Here is a 14,278-nt window from a genome sequence, read left to right as displayed (position 1 = left end):
TCGAAATCCCCCGAATATCGAAACCCTGCTCAATAGCACCCCTAAATCCAACACCTCAAAACGCTGCCTGGGCAGTGTCCCCGTAAACGCGCTACCGACAACGCGCACATCGAGCACATTGGGCAACAAACGCCGCTTAAACAGCGTCTCGATACGCCAATCCAACAGCATCCGAACCTGTGTAAAATCAAAATCACTACCGAATTCCGGCCGACTGTGTTCAACCTCCAGCGTAATTTTTCTTTGTCCAAAAATAAGTGCAAGCCCCGAATTTCTACCCTCGATATCCGCGTGCAAAAATACAGAACGCAAATTGCCCGGATCAATGCCTGGATTTGGCCGTTGCACATCAATATCCCCACTCAAATGCCAATCCGTCGTCTTCTCCACCGAACTGTGTTGCGCAACATGAATCCCACCGCTCAACCGCACACCCGCCCTTCGCGGACGACCAAACCGATAGCCCGCCGTTCCTCTTACACCCTCGCGCCAGAAAAAATCAAAATAATCCTCTAAACCATCAATTTGCTGAAAACTGGCCTTAAACCGGCTATATAATCTCGACCGATAGCGCGTATCTGTCCCGCGAAATCCCTCAAGCGAAACAAATCCCTTTTTGTCCGCTCCCCAGCGCACCGTTGCCTTGCCATTCAAAGACCACCGTTTCAAGCCGAAATTATACGCACCTCCACCTGCAAAAGCCGCTCGGCTTCGACTCGACCTCGAAGAAATTTTTGAACCCAGATGCCCGCCATCCACGCGATTGAACCACACCTCGGATTTGAATCGAAACGGCAATTTGCGTCCCTTCTTACCATCCTCCTCATTCTTCTTTTCCTCATCCTCCTTCACAAAACGCGCCAAAAACCCCTTTGGCTCATACGCTTTATCCAGCGTCATCGTGCTGTCAATGCGCGCATAAGCCTCTTGCTCAATATCATCCAACGGCACGGCGAGTCCTGTTTGAACGAGTAAACTATCCTGCTCGACACGCATAGAATCAACCACTACGATGCGATCCTGATCATAAAGCGAATCGGGCAACGCGACATTCACCTCATACCCCGTCAAACGAGAAATGCGCTGTCTCTCAAAAGGCGGAAATTTTAAACCAACCATTCCAACTTTAATATTTATATCCGACTGATAGCCCACCGGCAAATAGTAATCACCACCGAAATTGCTAAACTGTTGGCGCATAGTAATATTCAATTCGCGAATAGGCGGTGGAAACAAAAACGCCCGATTTGGCGTCAGTTCCACCTCCACGAGCGCGTACACACTATCAAGCACAGCCACGCGACCATTAAAAGCCGTCTTGAGGCTGTGTTTGGGTTTCACATCAATATCGTAAATAATGCGATCATCCATTTTGCGACGGCCTACGAGCACAAAATCATAGTGCTCCAATGCATCGGGATGCGTAACGCCAATCAAATTATGACCGAAGATTTTCGTCTCATCATCGTACAAATTCACACCCGCAGCCGCGGGCAGTGCAATCCCCAAATCCAAATTCTCTGTCTCGCGTTTGTCCTTAACGACCTCTCGCCACCCTTTTTTTTGATCCCAAAAACCATCGGATAAGCTCTCGACAATCGCGACAATCTCAGTATCCTTGTATAAAACAAACCGCGAATAAGCCTCAACGCGAAACGTCTCCAGACTATCCCACCACGTTTGCTTCTGCGCGATAACCTTACGCATAATATTGGGACCCATATCCTCAGCTCTCACCACGAGCGTCTCCAACTCAATCGGCACTGGCTCCAGAGCAAAATCGCGCACATCGGCTGCGTCCTCCGTCACCTGGTGCTGCTGCGATCGATAGCCTATATAACGCACCTCCACCACCGCGGGAAGAGAGCGCAAAGACAGCACATACTTGCCCTCGGTATTCGAAATCGTGCCATCATAAGCCCCCAGAACATGCACCGTCGCAGCGGGAAGCGGCTCTCCTGTTGACGCATCGGTCACAGTGCCCTGAATCACCTTTGCCTGCACCTGAGCAGCCAGCAAAAGAACGGCAAATAGCCATATCCAGCGCGTTGTCAAGACGCATTTCTGTACCTGTCTAATAGCATCCCTCATCTTTGGCATATCTTGGCCCGAAAGTAGCCTATCCATCATGAAAAGGCTTGTGTTTTTACTACTTTTACCAAATTTTGGAAGGTTAGTCAATTCATATATAGCCAAAACGGCCGCCCGTCGTCTATCCACGGGCAAAACGCCCCATATTGTGTCGCTGAATTCCTACGTCTCTCTCTCTGAGGCACATAAGTCGCCAGAAACACCAGTCGCCCAACCTCCAGCCTTCATGTTGACTGGTCATGGCAAATAGGCTATTTTTAGATATGGGTTAAAAAATTGATTGTAACCGGGACGAGCAAAACCGGAGAGACAAAATGGACAAAGTTTTTATCTATTGGGACGATTCCAACATTTTCATCAGTGCTCAACAAGTTGCCATTGACCGGGAAGGCGAATCTGTGCGTTCTCGCGTGCGTATTCACTTTCGGAATCTGCTGGAACTGGCGTGTGCCGGACGAAAAATTGAGCACGCTGTCGCCGTTGGCTCTATCCCACCAGAACTACGGCACGTCTGGAATCGTTTGGAGAACGAAGGCGTTACCATCAAGCTATTGGAACGCGGTGCAATACAGGGGCGAGAACAGGGCGTGGACCAGGTTTTGCAAACCGAGATGCTGCGCGATGGATTCGATTATAACGGCAACCCAGGTATTGTGGTCATGCTCACAGGAGACGGAGCCGGCTTTGATGATGGCGTCGGCTTTCACGCTGACCTGGAGCGCATGCGACGCCGAGGTTGGCGTATTGAAGTTTTGTCGTGGCGGCATAGCTGCAATCGCCGGATGCGGGAATGGGCGGAGGAGAACGGTAAATTTATTGCATTGGATGATTTCTACGACAGCTTAACCTTTCTGGAACGAGCTGCTCCAGGCGAACCCATCGCCGCTCCACGCTATGCGGTCCCAGTTGACCTTAACCGGCGTCTCCCTGAGAAATGATGTAACACCGATCATTAAGACGGGAAGTTGCACAACTTGGAATCTATATTTCCGCACGTTTTTCATACATCACAAGCCCAATGATCATGAAGATGATACCCGTAAAAATGGTATAGACACAAGGAGCCACATTCACAACTCCAAAAGGAGGCATCGCAATTTGTCCTAAGAATTCAAACGCCCTCTCCCCTTGCAGGAAAAGCCAGCCATATAAAAATACGGATACCAGACAAAAAGCAATCGCAGTCAATCCCCGATACCGTTTAACCGAAAACTTCACTCCCTCCATCCCGGTCACAAGACCGAGGATGAAAACCATATACGTCACAAGAATCAAGCCCGTCACCAGAGTAAAATGGGGAAATGACATCAACTCTATTACGCCATCTACAAACTCGGCCTTACGCACCATCCAGAAATACAGACTGCAAACTACCATTCCACCGCCCACAAAGCCTACACTCGCGACCGCAGCGACCTTTGTCAAATTCACGATATATTGTGAATCTCGTATCGCAAACATCTGATAATGCGTTTCGGATCGCCACTCGGAATTGAAGGCATGCGCCAGCAAAAAGGGCAAACTCAGAACAAGAGTAAAAACAGCCAGCATTGGCCAGAAATAGCTGAAACTGGGCCAAAGAATAAAAGGAAGATTATCGCCGGACTCGATCACATCCTTAAAATGCCAAACATATTCTACCTGCATAATCCCATAAGCATTCATCCCCGCAATTAAAAGCAGCACAAATAAAAAAAGGATTTTATGCGCTTTGAGTTCCTTCACGTATAATGCAAAAAATGGTTTCATATCACGATCCCAAGTAAAGAGTATTCGACCACCATTACACAATTCGGAATTTATATTTCCGCGCGTCTTTCATACATCACAAGCCCAATGATCATAAAGATGATACCCGTAAGAATGGTATAGACAAACGGCGCCCACGCTATTTGTCCAGAAGGCGTAGGAAGGATTGAGATTTGCCCTAAAAAATCTAACGCCATCTTTCCTTGCTGAAAAAATCGGATGTATAAAAACACGGCAAGTGCAAAAAAAGCGACCGCAGTCAATCCCCGATACCGCTTGACCGAAAACTTTATGCCTTCCATCCCGGTCACAAGGCCGAGGATGAAAACCATATATGTTACAAGCCCTAAACCACACATAAAAACAAAATCCCAAAATAAGGTAACCTCCATCCCATCAAATGATAGAATTTGACCTGGCAGATTGGCCAAAATCAGTAAATACAGGCTTCCTATAACAATCCCACCACCCACAAAACCAATACTCGCAACCACAGCGACCTTTGCCAGAATCACCGTGTATTGTGATACTGGCAACGCAAACATCTGATAATGCGTTTCCGATTTCCACTCAGAATTGAAGGCATGCGCCAACAAAAAGGGCAGACTGAGAAGAACGAGAAAAATTGCTATCGTCGTCCAAATAAATATCTGTTTGAATGCCTCTTCGAAATCCAAACCATCTTCTATTCGGATAAGCCCATACGCATTCAACCCCGCGATCAAAAGCAACAAAAATAGAAAAAGGGTTTTATTCGCTTTGAGTTCCTTCACGTATAATGCAAAAAATGGTTTCATGGCATACTCCTTGAAAGCACTGGATCGCGGCTAAAAACCTGCCGCGATGACGGGAGCCTGATCCTGCATGTTCTAAGTAGGGGACCGTCCCCTACAACAGAATAGTACCAAACCCTACATTACCGGGCGGGCACGGGGGCACCGCCCCTACGCTGATGGACGGACATAGAGACACCGCCCTCTCACATCGCCACCATCTCAAACATCTCGGAAAGCGACTCTCCCCGTTCCTCACGTAGCGCATCTGCATTGCCGGAAAGTGCGATCTCGCCCTCTTTCATAAACATCACATCTTCGATAAACTCGCCCACTTCATGGACCAGATGCGTCGAAATCAAAATCGTCTGCTCCCCAAATCGAAACTCGCTAAACAAAGCCTCGACAATGCGCTTGCGCGACGGGGGATCAATACCGGATAGCGGCTCATCCATCAAAACCAGATCACTCGGCCAGGAAAACGCGCACACCACCTTGAGCCGTCCCTGTTGACCCCGCGAAAGCGCGCCCACCTTCTTATCCTCATCCAGCCCCATAAAACTCAGCAACTCGCGCGACTTATCCATATCCCACCCTGGATAAAAACGCGCCAGAAACTCCACCTGCTCCATCACCTTCATCCAATCGTAAAACGGATTGATCTCCGCCAAATAAGCCACATGCTGCCGGGTCTTCACACTCACCGCTTGCCCCATCACCTCGGCGGATCCCCGCGACGGACGGGTCAAACCAGCTAGAATGCGGAACAAAGTACTCTTCCCACTCCCGTTCTCGCCCAACACACCTTGCACACGCCCGCGCTCAACCTGAAAAGAAACACCGCGTAGCGCCCACGCGCCCGGATATCGCTTCCAAACATCTCGAACATCGATCATCATGTCAAATCCTCCTCTATATCGCGCAACAAATCGGCAATTTGCTCGCTGGAAAGATCCAATTCTCCAACCTCGGCAACAAACCGCGCAACAGCACTCTTTGCCAACGCCCGCTTCTCAGCCTCAATCTTCTTCCCATCCTCTGTCACAAACGAACCCTGCCCACGCCGCGTAAAAACAAACCCCTCTCGCTCAAGCTCTGCATAAGCCCGCGCCATTGTATTGGGATTCACGCCCATTTCCTTCGCCATATCCCGCACCGAAGGCAACTTTGACCCCGGCGAATAAACCCCGCGCACCGAACGCTTTTTGATCTCGCCGATAATTTGCAAATAAATAGGCGCATTTGGATCAAACTCATAAGGTGGCATACAAATGCCTCCTGACTTTTTTTACAGTCATAGATCGAACCTCATATTTCCGCGCGTTTTTCATACACAACAAGCCCAATAATCATAAAGATGACGCCCATCAGAATCGTATAGATAAAAGGTCCCACATCAATTGCAAATTCAGCAGGAGGAGACATTGAAATCTGTCCGAAAAATTTGAATGCCCTCTCACCTTGTTGGAAAAGCTGACCGTATAAAAATGTGGATAAAACAAAAAAAGCAACCGCAACCAATCCCCGATACCGCTTAACTGTGAACTTCACTCCCTCCATCCCGGTCACAACACCGAAAATAAAAATCATATACGTCATAAGTACCAAACCAACCACAAGAGCAAAATCAAAAAATGCCGTAACTTCTGTTCCTCCTACTGACAATATCTTTACGTTCGGCAAAGCGGCCTTACGCGCTGCCCATAAAGACAGACCGATAGTCACAATTACGCCGCCTACAATGCCCTTGCTCGCAACCGCAGCGACTTTTGACAGAATGACCGTGTACTGAGGTACCGTTAGTGCAAACATCTGATAATGCGTTTCTGATTTCCATTCGGTATTGAAGGCATGCGCCAGCAAAAAGGGCAGACTAAAAACGAAGATAAGAGCAGCCAGCCCTGACCAGGGAATATTGAGAATTTGAATATGTCCCCCTGTCTCTTTTTTTATTTCTAAAAACGTAAAATTTTCTACCAGGATAAGCCCATAGACATTCATCCCCACAATCAAAAGGAGCAAAAACAGAAAAAGTGCTCTATTCGCTTTGAGTTCCTTCACATATAGGGCAAAAAATTGTTTCATGTCATACTCCTTTGAAATCGCGGTAGACTGGATCGCGGCTCAAGTTTGCCTCTGCATGCTTTAGGCAGGGGACATGCCGCGATGATACTCTCTTCTCACGTTTTACGTTTTATCCCTGACCTTCTTTCAACAATTCAAGAGCAGCGTTGATCAACGGATCCTGATCCCCAAGCTCGTCGAGAAATTCGACGTGAACATCCGGTGATATACCCTTACCCTCGAACGGCTCTCCATCGGGCGTCAAAGCCACCCACGACGGAAGAAACACGGTTACCCCATTCGCCAGGAAAATGGGCTTTGGATTGCCCGAACTACCGTAGGACTTCTCGCCCATCAGTGTGCATTGCGGTGCCTGCTTCATCATCAACAAAAACGCCTCGCAACTGCTCATATTGACCGGCCCCATCAAAACGACCGTGCGTCCTCGAAACCCGGGCCGAATTGGCTTCAGCGTTCGCTTCTTGATCCTGGAAAAACCAGAAGGACTGGAAGTGTCGCGATTGAGATGACCGGCATATACCACAGATCGCTCGACAAATCGACCGGCGATCTTTCTCGCCAACCGCTCGTCTCCCCCACTGTTAAATCGAATATCCAGAATCAAGGTATCATCCGGCGACAGCCCATCGATCCATTTCGCGGCGGCCTCGATATCTCGGGCCGCTTTTTGTGCCCAACTTCCAATCACCAGATACGCCGGTCCATCCGGAAACCTCCCGGTAGCCACCACGCGATTGACGGATCGAAGCTGAGGTACTATTCGTTTCAGCAACTCTCGATCTGCGTTGGGGCGAACATTGCGTCGAAAACCAGCTAATCGATCACCATCCGCATCGAGCCAAATATGCGCGTCGCGGGCGACCTCAAGAAGTTGTCCGGCAAGAATGGCAAACTGGCCGGGCGTCTTCGCATCAATCAACCGCGATTCGAACTCGGCAAACCTGGCGTCCCAATCTATGCTCCGCAGATCGCGATGGGAATACTTCTCCTCAATGGCCGACCTCAACTGCTTCAACGATTTCCGATTCTTTTCTGGATCCAGGGGTTTCACATCGCCTGAAAGAGCAGTCCCGAAAGAAATGGGACAGGGAACCGCGGAAAGCCCATTGATTCCCCGAAACTTCTGAGACCGCTCTGAATTAATGCCCAGGCTGTATTCGCGGCCCGGCTTGAGTTTAACAGGAAGCACAATAGTCGTATCAGAAATCCACCGGGGCTTTCCGGCAACCTCTGGGAACATAGATTTGTTCCCTATAATCGTAAACGACATGCCGCGCCTCATGGGCTGGTCAAAAGTAACGTGCAATTCCGTCGTAGCGGCATCTACCGACTGCGCGCCGTTCTCCGGCACAGTCCGTACCACACGGGGAGGTTCCTCGGCACCTGCGGTCATGCATCCGATGAATAAACAGAAGCCCAATAGTGTTCGACGCGCTGTTGCGAAAATCCCGAGACCAGAGCGATAGGACTTAAAATATCGAGCAATCATTTGACCCTCCAATCGAGTGAAAAACCAGTGGTGTCTTAGTGTTCTACCTAAATAATACACTGGCACGCCACAACTGTCAAGCGGAAAAATAAAAAAATCCTCAAAACCCGAAGGCTTTGAGGATTTACGTCGATATATGCCGAGAGAGTCGGAAAAAGGATTTCCCTCCTACTTCACATCTAGATCGCGGCTGAAACCATGTCTCTATGACAGCCAAATTATATCATTGCTCCTGCCACATCCTGGCCCGGGTTATGAAAACTGAGGGATCTTGTCGCCACTCTCCATAGCCGATACGTCGGTCATCCGTCAGATAATTGATCTTATCATCAATACAGGCAGCCAAATCCGCATCCTCAACCGCAAGGGAAAAACCGCCATACTCAACCGCAGCATCCAGCGCCGTCACCACAAACGCACCACCCGAAGCATGAACCGCATCGCGGTTGCCGACCTCCCCTCGGGCAAGCGCATCTACCCTACCAGACGCAAGCGCACCGAGCAATTCTTCTTCGCTGGCTCCCAGATAAACCACCTGTGGCATCGTATCTACAGGCGGATAAAGATGCCGCCTGCCATCGAGATTGGACGACGCGCCGGCAGCAGTAATAAAATAATCTGCACTCCCATCGGCGACCACTGTATCCATTTGCGTTTCAACACGCACACCTGCAGCCAAAATACCATCGGCATTGACAAGACCCGTCAGCACCAGTAAACGCGCCTCCCCCGTCGTACTCGCCAGCACACCCACGCGCACCTCGCTGGTCAAATCGTCGTGGCTTGTCCAGCGCATCCCATCTTCGGCACGCACCAGAAGCGATTGACGAAACGCAATATGCCCCGAAGTAAAAGTCACCACCTGATTGCCCATCTCATCGCGGGTTCGAGAATCGAGAATCGTAATACCACCGCCGACAATATCGTATTCCGGACCAGCCGACAGCAGCCAGATATTGGGCCAATCCGCAATACTGCGCCGGGAAAACGACAGCCCCGCGCCATCCATCGCTTCAAGAGCCGTCAACAAATCCGCCTCATAACCCACATGCGTATTAAACCCGGCAGAATTCGGATCGGGATCCGAACTGGAACTAACCGGCGCAAAAAAAGCGAAAAAACCAAAATTGAGAACGCGATCCGCGCAAGCCGACGACGGAGACATCCTCGTCACACTCGCCCTCCTCCCAACGGGCAAATTGACCACCAACTCATCGCCGGCATTAATCGGAATACTCGACCATAAACCGATCACGCGCCCATCCTGCGATACACGCGCCTGATAATAACCCGTCGCATCGCCCGCAATCTCCAACCGCGCCCGACCATCTTCATCCGTCATTCCCGACCACGCATACTCTGCCGCCTGTCCTGCGACAGAACGCGCAAACTCGACCATTGCACCACTTATGGGCCCATCATCCTGCTGCACAGAAGCCACCACCACAGCCCCCGACGCATTATTTTGCACAGCCAACTTACTCAGCGGCTGTCCAACCTGCTCATCTACCTCCATCATCACGCGCTCGCCGCCACAGTGCCACATCAGTCCTGCGACAAGGACCAGCACAACCACACCGCTAAACCCTCTCAACACTACAATCCTCCTCATATTATATAGTCCTCAGGCTACACTCACTCATCTCTCTTGTGCTTCATCCTTTGATAGCGCGTCACCTGATTCTTATTTTTTATAAAAGCAACCACAACGATCACCACAAACACACCAACAGCCAACAGACTTCCCACCTCTTTTTTTGGATGATCCATCCACCACGCCAGGGCAATCACCGCCCCAACGGATATGCCAGCCATCACTATCTCGCGTATCATTTTTCGCCCCTTCAAAAATGTAAATCCCTTCAAACCTCTTCGCATCCACCAAAAAATACACCATCGACAAATTTCAGTCCACATAAAAAGATTGACACAGGGACTGGAACAAGTAACACTATCATTTATATAATTTTATATATATCTTGAAACAGCACTCCAATGCACAACGTCAATAATAACAAACAAAACCTCTGGATCGCGGCTCAACACCATGCCGCGATGACGAGGGCTATCACCCGTATAACACTTTATGGGGCAGGCTTTCACAGTGAACTGGTCTGGTCCCGTGTAGAACCATCACGGGATGACGCGACCAGTTGTAAACTGTTCCACACTTCACATGCTCTTAACCATCACAACCACATACAACCCCGCAACCGACCTGGGCTATCTGCTACACAAACATCCCGGACGTGCACAGACCTTTGACCTCTCCTTTGGTCACGGACATGTATTTTATCCCGAAGCCACCGATGAAAAATGCACGGCTGCCCTATTGCTTGACCTCGACACCATTGGCCTCAAACGCCGTCGCCAAAACACCTTTGCACTTCGCGATTACGTCACAGATCGTCCCTATGTCGCCTCCTCGTTCACCAGCGTAGCCATCGCCCGCGTATTTGGCAGCGCGCTCAAAGGCCAGTGCGCCGACCGACCAGACCTCGTTACCCGGGCCATTCCCTTGCGCGCAGAAATCCACGTTCTACCGTGTCGCGGTGGCGACCAACTGCTCAACGACCTGTTTCAGCCATTGGGATATAAAGTCACAGCCAAACCGCACCACCTCGACGAAAAATTCTCAGAATGGGGGTACAGCCCGTATTACACCGTCGCACTCGAAGCAAACATCCCACTAAAAAACCTGCTCACTCATCTCTACGTCCTCATCCCCGTACTCGACGACGACAAACACTACTTCGTCAGCCAATCTGAAATCGACACCTTGATGCGCCGCGGCGAAGGCTGGTTATCAGACCACCCCAAACGCGACCTCATCATTGACCGATATCTCAGACACCAGCGCATCCTCACCCAGGAAGCCTATCGCCTTATGGATGAACAACCCCTATCGCGCAATATCAAAGACAACGAACTCGTCGTCGAAAACAACCTCAGGCTGAACCAGCAACGACACAATGCCGTACTCAAAGAACTCGAAATCAGCGGCGCACAACGCGTAATCGATCTCGGCTGCGGTGAAGGTCACTTCACACAAGTCCTGTCAGAACGCCCCCAATTTACCAAAATCCTCGGCATGGAAGTTTCACACCATGCCTTGAGCCGCGCCAAAAAACGCCTCGAGCAACCCATACAGCGCAACCGCATTGAACTCATTCACGGATCGCTATTTTATCGCGACACGCGCCTCGACAGCTATGACGCCGCAGTACTCTTAGAAGTCATCGAACACCTCGACCCATCGCGACTACCCGTCTTCGAACGCGTCGTATTTGAATATGCCCATCCCAACACCGTCATCATCACCACCCCAAACGCCGACTTCAACACGCTTTGGGAATCTCTTCCCGCCGGGCAATTTCGCCATCCCGATCACCGGTTCGAGTGGTCGCGCAAACAATTTCAACACTGGACGCAAGGCATCGAAAAAAAATTCAACTACCACACAACAATCAAACCCATCGGTCCCGTAGATCCCAAAGCAGGCCCACCAACGCAAATGGCCGTATTTAATACAAAATAAACCATGAACATCTCACTCCCCGAAATCTCCCTCGTCGTCCTCATCGGCGTATCTGGCTCTGGCAAATCCACATTTGCCAAAACCCACTTCAAACCGACCGAAGTCCTCTCCTCCGACTACTTCCGCGGACTCATCAGCGACGACGAAACCGATCAGACCATCACAAAAGAGGCATTTGAAACCCTCCACTACGTGGCAGCCAAACGCCTCGCCAATTACAAACTCACCGTTATCGACGCCACCAGCGTACAGGAAAGCGCCCGCAAACCCCTCGTCGCACTGGCCAAACAACATCACGTCTTCCCCATCGCCATCGTCCTCGATATGCCCGAAGACCTCTGCCGCGAGCGCAACAAACACCGCCCAGACCGCAACTTTGCGCATCGCGTTATCGCACAACAACGCCATCAACTCCGCCGCTCGTTCAAACGCCTCAAACGCGAAGGATTTCGTCGCATCTACACCCTGCGCTCAGAAGAGGAAATCCAGCGCGTGTGCGTCACACGCGAAAAAGTTTGGCCCAACCACCGCGACGAACGCGGCCCCTTTGATATCATCGGCGATGTACACGGCTGTTACGACGAACTCCTCGCGCTACTCGACAAACTCGGCTACGACATTCAGTCCAACCATATAACACCACCGCCGGGACGCAAAGCCATCTTCCTCGGCGACCTCGTAGATCGCGGTCCCCAAACACCCCAGGTACTCGATCTCGTCATGCAAATGGTCGATTCCGGCGCCGCCCTCTGCATCCCCGGCAATCACGACACGCGCCTCGTTCGCGCGCTACAGGGCAAAAAGGTCAGACCCACTTATGGCCTTTCCGAAACCCTCGAACAACTCGAATCATATCCCATTGAAGTCCACAAACGCTATGCAAAATTCCTCGACAGCCTCGTCAGCCACTACATACTCGACGACGGCAACCTCATCGTTGCACACGCCGGAATGAAAGAAGAACTCGCCGGACGCACCTCGGGCACCGTGCGCGCCTTCGCGCTATATGGCGAAACCACGGGCGAAACCGACGAACTTGGCCTGCCCATCCGCCTCAACTGGGCGGCGCGATATCGCGGCACAGCCACCGTCGTCTATGGACACACCCCCGTATCCAATCCCGAATGGCTCAACAACACCATCAACATCGACACAGGCTGCGTCTATGGCGGCGCACTCACAGCCTTGCGTTATCCCGAAAAAGAATGCGTTTCCGTACCCGCGCTCAAAACATATAGCAAACCCTCGCGTCCTCTTACCTCTCAGACCACGCGCTCTGCACAGCAAACGCACGACGACATGCTCGACATCGACGACGTCAGCGGCAAACGCGCTGTAGATACCTTTCTCATCCCGCGCATCACCATCCGCGAAGAACACGCCACTGCCGCACTCGAAATAATGAGCCGCTACGCCATCGACCCCAAATGGCTGATCTACCTGCCGCCGACCATGTCCCCATCAAAACCCAGTTCGCGCCCCAACATCCTCGAACACCCCGATGAAGCTTATGCCTACTACCGGGAAAACAACATCGCTCAGGTCATAGCTGAAGAAAAACACATGGGATCCCGCGCCATTGTCATCCTGTGCAAAGACGACGAAGTTGCCCGCTCGCGTTTTGGCCTATCCGAACCCGCACCCGGCGCGTGTTATACCCGAACAGGCCGCTCCTTCTTTGACGATACAACCCTCGAAACCGCGTTCCTCACGCGCCTCCAAAACGCCGTCTCCAAAACCAACCTCTGGAATGACCTCAACACCACATGGATAGCCCTCGACTGCGAACTCATGCCCTGGTCTGCGCGCGCACAACAACTATTACAAGAACAATACGCGGCTGTCGGCGCCTCTGCCCGCACCTCGCTCAACGCCACCATCGAAGCCCTCAACGCCACCGCGACCAACAATATCGACGTCGCCGACTGGCTCGCCAAATACAGAGCCAGTTCACAACGCATCGACCACTACATCCACGCATACCGCGCCTACTGCTGGCCCGTTCACAATCTCACAGACCTCAAACTCGCGCCCTTTCACATCCTCGCCACAGAAGGAAGCGTTCACCACAACCAGCCACACACCTATCACATGGAAACCCTCTCAAAACTGTGCATGACTGATCCCGAAATCCTCCACGCCACATCATACCGCATCGTCGATCTCAACGACACACAAAGTTGTGACAACACCACCGCATGGTGGAAAGAAAAAACAGCACAGGGTAGCGAGGGCATGGTCGTCAAACCCATAAATTTCATTGCGCAAAATAAAAAAGACCGGCTGATCCAGCCCGCCATCAAATGCAGAGGACGCGAATACCTCCGCATCATCTACGGTCCCGAATACACCACTCCCGAAAATCTCGAAAAATTGCGCTGGCGCAATGTCAAAACCAAGCAATCCCTTGCCCTGCGCGAATTTGCCCTGGGCCTCGAAGCCCTCAGCCGCTTCGTTCAAAACGAGCCCCTGCGCCGCATCCACGAATGCGTCTTCGGCGTCCTCGCGCTCGAAACAGAGCCCGTAGATCCGCGGCTGTAGTCAGGAAGGAGG

General features: G+C 51.2%; 12 protein-coding genes. 3 read left to right on the top strand and 9 right to left on the bottom strand.

Going from position 1 to position 14,278, the window contains the following annotated elements:
* Positions 1–2,100 (bottom strand): DUF5686 family protein (locus OXG87_14020; GenBank protein MCY3870671.1); only part of this gene is annotated, 2,100 nt, incomplete at its 3' end.
* Positions 2,101–2,405: 305 nt separating this feature from the next.
* On the opposite strand from OXG87_14020, the gene OXG87_14015 reads away from it, so the two are divergent.
* Complete coding sequence (locus OXG87_14015; protein ID MCY3870670.1) at positions 2,406–3,029, top strand: NYN domain-containing protein; 624 nt, start codon at positions 2,406–2,408, stop codon at positions 3,027–3,029.
* 43 nt (positions 3,030–3,072) lie between these two features.
* Here OXG87_14015 and OXG87_14010 read toward each other — a convergent pair whose 3' ends face one another.
* The 8 genes from OXG87_14010 to OXG87_13975 form a co-directional block, all read right to left on the bottom strand.
* Positions 3,073–3,840, bottom strand: coding sequence for a hypothetical protein (locus OXG87_14010; protein MCY3870669.1), 768 nt, complete (start codon positions 3,838–3,840; stop codon positions 3,073–3,075).
* A 50-nt stretch (positions 3,841–3,890) separates the two neighbouring features.
* Positions 3,891–4,637 (bottom strand): hypothetical protein, encoded by a 747-nt coding sequence (locus tag OXG87_14005; protein MCY3870668.1) that lies wholly within the window; start codon positions 4,635–4,637, stop codon positions 3,891–3,893.
* 182 nt (positions 4,638–4,819) lie between these two features.
* Positions 4,820–5,512, bottom strand: a complete 693-nt coding sequence (locus OXG87_14000) for an ABC transporter ATP-binding protein (protein ID MCY3870667.1) — start codon at positions 5,510–5,512, stop codon at positions 4,820–4,822.
* On the bottom strand, positions 5,509–5,880 hold the full coding sequence (locus OXG87_13995) for a GntR family transcriptional regulator (GenBank protein MCY3870666.1): 372 nt from the start codon (positions 5,878–5,880) through the stop codon (positions 5,509–5,511). The genes OXG87_14000 and OXG87_13995 overlap by 4 nt, the downstream gene beginning before the upstream one ends.
* A gap of 41 nt (positions 5,881–5,921) precedes the next feature.
* Entirely contained in the window at positions 5,922–6,698 is a 777-nt protein-coding gene (locus OXG87_13990; GenBank protein ID MCY3870665.1) for a hypothetical protein, read from the bottom strand.
* Between the two features lie 109 nt (positions 6,699–6,807).
* Positions 6,808–8,187: a S41 family peptidase gene (locus OXG87_13985; protein ID MCY3870664.1), complete on the bottom strand. Its 1,380-nt coding sequence runs from the start codon at positions 8,185–8,187 to the stop codon at positions 6,808–6,810.
* 223 nt (positions 8,188–8,410) lie between these two features.
* Positions 8,411–9,799, bottom strand: a complete 1,389-nt coding sequence (locus tag OXG87_13980; protein MCY3870663.1) for a transporter substrate-binding domain-containing protein — start codon at positions 9,797–9,799, stop codon at positions 8,411–8,413.
* 23 nt (positions 9,800–9,822) lie between these two features.
* Entirely contained in the window at positions 9,823–10,020 is a 198-nt protein-coding gene (locus OXG87_13975) for a hypothetical protein (GenBank protein MCY3870662.1), read from the bottom strand.
* Between the two features lie 343 nt (positions 10,021–10,363).
* Here OXG87_13975 and OXG87_13970 point away from each other — a divergent pair, with 343 nt between their 5' ends.
* Positions 10,364–11,725, top strand: a complete 1,362-nt coding sequence (locus OXG87_13970) for a 3' terminal RNA ribose 2'-O-methyltransferase Hen1 (protein ID MCY3870661.1) — start codon at positions 10,364–10,366, stop codon at positions 11,723–11,725.
* Positions 11,726–11,728: 3 nt separating this feature from the next.
* Positions 11,729–14,266 (top strand): polynucleotide kinase-phosphatase, encoded by a 2,538-nt coding sequence (locus OXG87_13965; GenBank protein ID MCY3870660.1) that lies wholly within the window; start codon positions 11,729–11,731, stop codon positions 14,264–14,266.
* Positions 14,267–14,278: the final 12 nt, after the last annotated feature.

The organism is Gemmatimonadota bacterium, assembly GCA_026706845.1.
Taxonomy (GTDB): Bacteria; Latescibacterota; UBA2968; order UBA2968; family UBA2968; genus VXRD01.
The sequence above is the reverse complement of the archived record's forward strand: the minus strand, read 5'-3'. Positions and strand labels throughout refer to the sequence as shown.

What these genes read in the sequence shown, in the direction of transcription:
- OXG87_14015 (MCY3870670.1), top strand. Translation starts at nt 2,406, where the DNA reads ATGGACAAAGTTTTTATCTATTGGGACGATTCCAACATTTTCATCAGT.
- OXG87_14010 (MCY3870669.1), bottom strand. Translation starts at nt 3,840, where the DNA reads ATGAAACCATTTTTTGCATTATACGTGAAGGAACTCAAAGCGCATAAA.
- OXG87_14005 (MCY3870668.1), bottom strand. Translation starts at nt 4,637, where the DNA reads ATGAAACCATTTTTTGCATTATACGTGAAGGAACTCAAAGCGAATAAA.
- OXG87_14000 (MCY3870667.1), bottom strand. Translation starts at nt 5,512, where the DNA reads ATGATGATCGATGTTCGAGATGTTTGGAAGCGATATCCGGGCGCGTGG.
- OXG87_13995 (MCY3870666.1), bottom strand. Translation starts at nt 5,880, where the DNA reads ATGCCACCTTATGAGTTTGATCCAAATGCGCCTATTTATTTGCAAATT.
- OXG87_13990 (MCY3870665.1), bottom strand. Translation starts at nt 6,698, where the DNA reads ATGAAACAATTTTTTGCCCTATATGTGAAGGAACTCAAAGCGAATAGA.
- OXG87_13985 (MCY3870664.1), bottom strand. Translation starts at nt 8,187, where the DNA reads ATGATTGCTCGATATTTTAAGTCCTATCGCTCTGGTCTCGGGATTTTC.
- OXG87_13980 (MCY3870663.1), bottom strand. Translation starts at nt 9,799, where the DNA reads ATGAGGAGGATTGTAGTGTTGAGAGGGTTTAGCGGTGTGGTTGTGCTG.
- OXG87_13975 (MCY3870662.1), bottom strand. Translation starts at nt 10,020, where the DNA reads ATGATACGCGAGATAGTGATGGCTGGCATATCCGTTGGGGCGGTGATT.
- OXG87_13970 (MCY3870661.1), top strand. Translation starts at nt 10,364, where the DNA reads ATGCTCTTAACCATCACAACCACATACAACCCCGCAACCGACCTGGGC.
- OXG87_13965 (MCY3870660.1), top strand. Translation starts at nt 11,729, where the DNA reads ATGAACATCTCACTCCCCGAAATCTCCCTCGTCGTCCTCATCGGCGTA.